General features: G+C 40.2%; 7 protein-coding genes. 4 read left to right on the top strand and 3 right to left on the bottom strand.

The features are described 5' to 3' along the window. Nucleotides 1–283: 283 nt before the first annotated feature. Nucleotides 284–556: a hypothetical protein gene (locus D3222_RS23425; RefSeq protein WP_232832648.1), complete on the top strand. Its 273-nt coding sequence runs from the start codon at nt 284–286 to the stop codon at nt 554–556. Between the two features lie 76 nt (nt 557–632). Here the strand turns inward: D3222_RS23425 and D3222_RS23430 are convergent, their stop codons facing one another. After that, nucleotides 633–1,253, bottom strand: a complete 621-nt coding sequence (locus D3222_RS23430) for a TetR/AcrR family transcriptional regulator (protein WP_118988234.1) — start codon at nt 1,251–1,253, stop codon at nt 633–635. A gap of 140 nt (nt 1,254–1,393) precedes the next feature. Here D3222_RS23430 and D3222_RS23435 point away from each other — a divergent pair, with 140 nt between their 5' ends. The 3 genes from D3222_RS23435 to D3222_RS23445 all read left to right on the top strand — a co-directional run bounded on the left by D3222_RS23435 (nt 1,394) and on the right by D3222_RS23445 (nt 2,968). Continuing rightward, a complete protein-coding gene (locus D3222_RS23435; protein ID WP_232832649.1) occupies nt 1,394–2,110 on the top strand; it encodes a Tm-1-like ATP-binding domain-containing protein in 717 nt (238 codons plus the stop codon). A 130-nt stretch (nt 2,111–2,240) separates the two neighbouring features. After that, nucleotides 2,241–2,465, top strand: coding sequence for a hypothetical protein (locus D3222_RS23440; protein WP_088374591.1), 225 nt, complete (start codon nt 2,241–2,243; stop codon nt 2,463–2,465). Between the two features lie 281 nt (nt 2,466–2,746). Continuing rightward, the gene (locus D3222_RS23445; protein WP_088374592.1) at nt 2,747–2,968 is read left to right on the top strand and encodes a helix-turn-helix domain-containing protein; all 222 of its coding nucleotides are present in this window, start codon (nt 2,747–2,749) and stop codon (nt 2,966–2,968) included. A gap of 432 nt (nt 2,969–3,400) precedes the next feature. Here the strand turns inward: D3222_RS23445 and D3222_RS23450 are convergent, their stop codons facing one another. Together D3222_RS23450 and D3222_RS23455 are read right to left on the bottom strand one after the other, a co-directional pair. Beyond that, nucleotides 3,401–3,595: a transposase domain-containing protein gene (locus tag D3222_RS23450; protein ID WP_369973537.1), complete on the bottom strand. Its 195-nt coding sequence runs from the start codon at nt 3,593–3,595 to the stop codon at nt 3,401–3,403. Between the two features lie 588 nt (nt 3,596–4,183). After that, entirely contained in the window at nt 4,184–4,804 is a 621-nt protein-coding gene (locus tag D3222_RS23455; protein WP_118988235.1) for a TetR/AcrR family transcriptional regulator, read from the bottom strand. Between the last annotated feature and the right edge of the window lie 124 nt (nt 4,805–4,928).

Here is a 4,928-nt window from a genome sequence, read left to right on the forward strand (position 1 = left end):
GCAAGGCCATGCGCAACCCGAAGCCACAGTGCCTCAGAGCGTCGCAGGAGCGCCGCTTGCGGGCTCTGTGCCGCCCGCGCCCGCAGAACGTGCGTCCGCCGCCCAGGCAAGCTGGGCGACGTTCGCCCGTTGCCGAAAAAGGCGCTACGCTGACAAAGGCCCGGCGGGAAAAACGGGCCGTCGGGGGCGAAAAGCGCGTCAGGGGGTTTTGGGTTCGGCGGTGAACGGACATTGGAAAAAACGGGTTGTAACTGACTGAGGGCATTAGGAAAATCGGTGTTCGATGGTCAACTTCGCACTGGAATGSGTTGTTGTGGASAATAATCACTTAAGCGTTGACCAGAATCRYTCRAGGAGYGAGGAACTGGTCAACTGTCAGGGAGATAGCAGTTGTCGTGCGACGGTCAGGGATAAATATCGGCAGGAATATGACAAGGTCCAAGAGCGGATAACAACTTGTTCAAAAACTGACCAGCGCACAACTGTTGCCAAAGAGCTACGGGCATTGCAAGGTAAGATGACCGGAGCACTACATAACCTCTCACAAAATGCATAGGCCCATACACCAAAAAAACTTTTACCGGGCCTCATGCCCGGTTCTTTACCTTAATGTTAAAAAAATGGTCTTCTGATTATTTTAGCTCCTCATTAATAGCCTGCCGAACAATCAACTTAGCGGCCCAACTCGTTAAGTTGATTATTTCATCATTTCCTAAACCAAAAGTATCTTTCAGAATAGTCATAGCCTCTGTACCATATAAAACGGAAATCAACATAATAATCTTATGTATTGTATCATCTTTAAGCTGACCTTTTAGAGGCGCTAACGCCGTAGAAAGTGTCTCTTTACGGTTACTTTTTTTCTTCAAAACAGGTCGTTTGTAGTTATCTTCATCTGATAAAGATTCCTGCCAGCGTAACTGAGAAATGCGTAAAGCATCCCTCATCAGTGCCTCATTGGCTTCTATTTCTTCATAACCCCATCTTAATAATTTCTCAATATTTTCTTCTGCATTATTGCCCATAGAGGGGACAACGAATGACCCAATAACTTGTTTTACAACATATTCTACAAAATCACTGTGGGTTGAAAAGTAGCTGCGCAATGTGACCTTCGCATATTCAGCTTCACTGGCAATCTCTTCAGGGGACGGAAATTTTTTTTCACGATATAACTTCAGCGCTGAATGAGTGATACGTTCCAGGGTACGACGCCGGACTGGCGACAGATTTTCTTCATCAAACAGAATCATTTAAACCCCTTAAAATTTTAACCATATAGCATTCACAATAAAAAATATCACTAATGATAAAAAATAACTTGCATGTTGTAAAATATTACAATAGGTTTACATTTGTCTTTAAACTAGGTATGCCACATGGGGTGAACACTATGACGCGATTTGTGGTTGTCGTTGGCACAGCAGACACAAAACTGGACGAGCTGGTCTGGTTGAAATGTTGTTTATACCTCGCAGGAGTTGATTCAATCATCATTGATGTGTCTACATCAATTCCCGGGAAAAATTATCAGAATAAAAAGGTAGATATTCATTCACTTCAGGTGACTAAGTATCATCCCGTTGGCGCTGATCCCGTTTTTTGTGGCATGCAGAATAAAGAGATAACAGCGATGCCTATCGCCCTCACGAATTTCCTGAACAGTTCAATCGACGATATCGCGGGGGTGATTGGTATCGGAGGCTCAGGTGAAACGGCGCTGATTACTCCGGCGGCTATGCAAAGCCTGCCGATCGATTTGCCTAAAATTATGGTATCAACTATGGCGTCAGGGAATGTTAGGGACAGCAATATTGCAATGCTTTATACGGTAACCGATCTCAACAAACTAAACCGTATTTCTCGTTCAGTATTATCTAATGCTGCAAATATGACGACGGGCTCTGTCAATTATTTTACGCCATTGGCTGATATTCATAAACCCGCTTTAGAGCTGACGATGTTTGGTATGACGGCTCCGTGCATTGATCAGACTAACATTAAAGATTATTTGGTTGCTGTTCAGATTATTGTCCGAAAATTAAGTTTGATCGTTGAACCTAAACTAATAGGAAATAAAGCGTGGAAGCAATCTGAACGCATTTTTTAATATAAAATCCCTTTAATTAAATTTACTATTTTTTTATTCTAATTAAAATAGAAGTAAAAAATTATCTTTACTGTTGATCATCAATGAAATAAAAATATCCATGTAAGAATAAGGGTTTTAATGATTTGATATGTCAAATAATCAGAAAGGAATTTTAAAACGGCTCAGGCGAGATCCATTGATGAAACCATCGGCATTAGCCGATATTTTTGGGATTGGACGTTCATGTACTTCAGGGCATAAAGATATTGTTCATTTTGAACAAAGATGTTCAGCTTTAGTCTTGTCCTTAAAATGCACCAATAGTCCAAGCTTATCTCATAATAAAGTGAAAAACTTTTTGGAATCAAAATGAAAATTATTCTGACAGGGTAATAACGCAAAGCATTACTTGCAACAGTAATGGTCATGAATGACAAGGACGTTTTTTAGTAATAGTAATTTGATAAATAACTAGGAATCATGGTCCTGTGTTCATGGACATTGGTAAGAAATTTTTTGCCTATTTGTCTGTTATTAGCCCTTTCATGGCGGTTCTGGCGGGAAAGGTTTTGGTTTTGCTTGCCGGAAATGAACACTGATTCATGCATCCTATTTGAATAGCCACCATAAATCAATTAGGGGAAGTAAACAGAGATGATAACGACTCAAAATGACTGGCATCCAGCAGATATTATTGCAGCATTGCGTAAACGCGGCACAACACTTGCTGCATTATCAAGGGAATCGGGGCTAAGTCCATCGACACTATCTAATGCATTAATACGCCGGTGGCCTAAAGGGGAGAGGATTATTGCGGACAGACTAGGAGTACATCCTTCAGAAATTTGGCCCAGTCGATATACTATCCAGTCCTAATTTAAATCCACTATTATTTTTGTGTGTTTAGAGAGGATACTATAAAAAACAGATTTCATTAAATCAATGATATACATATATCAGTTCTGGCAACTTCTTTATATGAAGTGATCCTTAAAAAAGTAGCTAAAGAATGTTTATAACCCTTATCAGGTCTTATTACATTGTCGTGTGATATAAATCAAGAAATTTATCGTACTCTTGTCGCGTATAATGAGGAAAAAGATGTTGATGTTATTAATAATCCAGGGGTGGTTAAAACTCTTTTAAGAATTTATATGAGAAAATTGTAAATATAATTTAAGCGCTACCTTTGAACCTTTATTTATATCTCTGAATCAAGGTCGGTAGCGCTTTCTTTGGTGATGACTCTGATTTATTGATAATGATGAATATTCAAATAATCCCACTCCCCATATGTAAGTAGCGCATTCAGGCCGTATTAACGGTGGATCGGCCTTCCAAGGGAAGCAGTTCATGTACCCGGTTTGCAGGCCAGTGCGCAATATGACTGATGACATGGCGTAGCCAGACCTCAGGATCCACTTTATTTAGCTGGCAGGTACCGATAAAACTGTTCAGAAGGGCTGCTCGTTCGCCACCTTTGCAGAGCCTGCGAAGAGCCAGATGGTATGACCTTTATATCATCACTTTAATATCGGTGCGTTATTGGAGATCTTTATGTTACACGATATCCCTTCAGCTTATGTCGGCCTGGATATTCACAAAGAATCACTGACTGTTGTCATCGCCAGCCCCGGATTTAGAAAAACTACTGCCATGGAAAATGATGCTAAGTAAAGTGCAGTTCTCCGGACGCTTACGCAACAACGTTCTCTGGAGTGAAGATTGACGCCGAACCCGATTTTTTCTAAGGTACTTGGTCAGTTACAACCCGTTTTTTCCTGTGCGGTTTGATGCCTAGCTCAGACCTGAGCTGATAAAATGGACGTCCCACATGGTGTCAATTGTACCAAAATGAAATAGTTATATTTATTTAACGAGAGCGTTCATCATGTATGGGAATATTCAGGGACGGTTTTTTCTTGATCGAAAACTCTATTTTTCAAACGGCATTTAGTTCAATTTTTTTATCCAGAACTCAGATTATATCTAATCAGAAGATTGGTGACAAAAGTTATCGGCACCAAAAGAAACTTTTACCGGGCCTCATGCCCGGTTCTTTACCTTAATGTTAAAAAAATGGTCTTCTGATTATTTTAGCTCCTCATTAATGGCCTGCCGAACAATCAACTTTGCGGCCCAACTCGTTAAGTTGATTATTTCATCATTTTCTAAACCAAAAGTATCTTTCAGAATAGTCATAGCCTCTGTACCATATAAAACGGAAATCAACATAATAATCTTATGTATTGTGTCATCTTTAAGCTGACCTTTTAGAGGCGCTAACGCCGTAGAAAGTGTCTCTTTACGGTTACTTTTTTTCTTCAAAACGGGTCGTTCGGGGTTACTTTCACCGGATAAAGATTCCTGCCAGCGTAACTGAGAAATACGTAAAGCATCCCTCATCAGCGCCTCATTGGCTTCTATTTCTTCATAGCCCCATCTTAATAATTTCTCAATATTTTCCTCTGCATTATTGCCCATAGAGGGGACAACGAATGACCCAATGACTTGTTTTACAACATACTCTACAAAATCACTATGGGTTGAAAAGTAGCTGCGCAACGTGACCTTCGCATATTCAGCTTCACTGGCAATCTCTTCAGGAGACGGGAATTTTTTCTCACGGTATAACTTCAGCGCTGAATGAGTGATACGTTCCAGGGTACGACGCCGGACTGGCGACAGCTTTTCTTCATCAAACAGAATCATTTAAACCCCTTAAAATTTTAACCGTATAGCATTAATAATAAAAAATATCACTAATGATAAAAAGTAACTTGCATGTTGTAAAATATTACAATAGGTTTACATCCATCTTTGAACTGGGTATGTC

The organism is Photorhabdus sp. CRCIA-P01, from assembly GCF_003545805.1.
Taxonomy (GTDB): Bacteria; Pseudomonadota; Gammaproteobacteria; order Enterobacterales; family Enterobacteriaceae; genus Photorhabdus; species Photorhabdus antumapuensis.

Coding starts and splice junctions, on each gene's coding strand:
- D3222_RS23430 (WP_118988234.1), bottom strand. CDS start 1,253: ATGATTCTGTTTGATGAAGAAAATCTGTCGCCAGTCCGGCGTCGTACC.
- D3222_RS23445 (WP_088374592.1), top strand. CDS start 2,747: ATGATAACGACTCAAAATGACTGGCATCCAGCAGATATTATTGCAGCA.
- D3222_RS23435 (WP_232832649.1), top strand. CDS start 1,394: ATGACGCGATTTGTGGTTGTCGTTGGCACAGCAGACACAAAACTGGAC.
- D3222_RS23440 (WP_088374591.1), top strand. CDS start 2,241: ATGTCAAATAATCAGAAAGGAATTTTAAAACGGCTCAGGCGAGATCCA.
- D3222_RS23455 (WP_118988235.1), bottom strand. CDS start 4,804: ATGATTCTGTTTGATGAAGAAAAGCTGTCGCCAGTCCGGCGTCGTACC.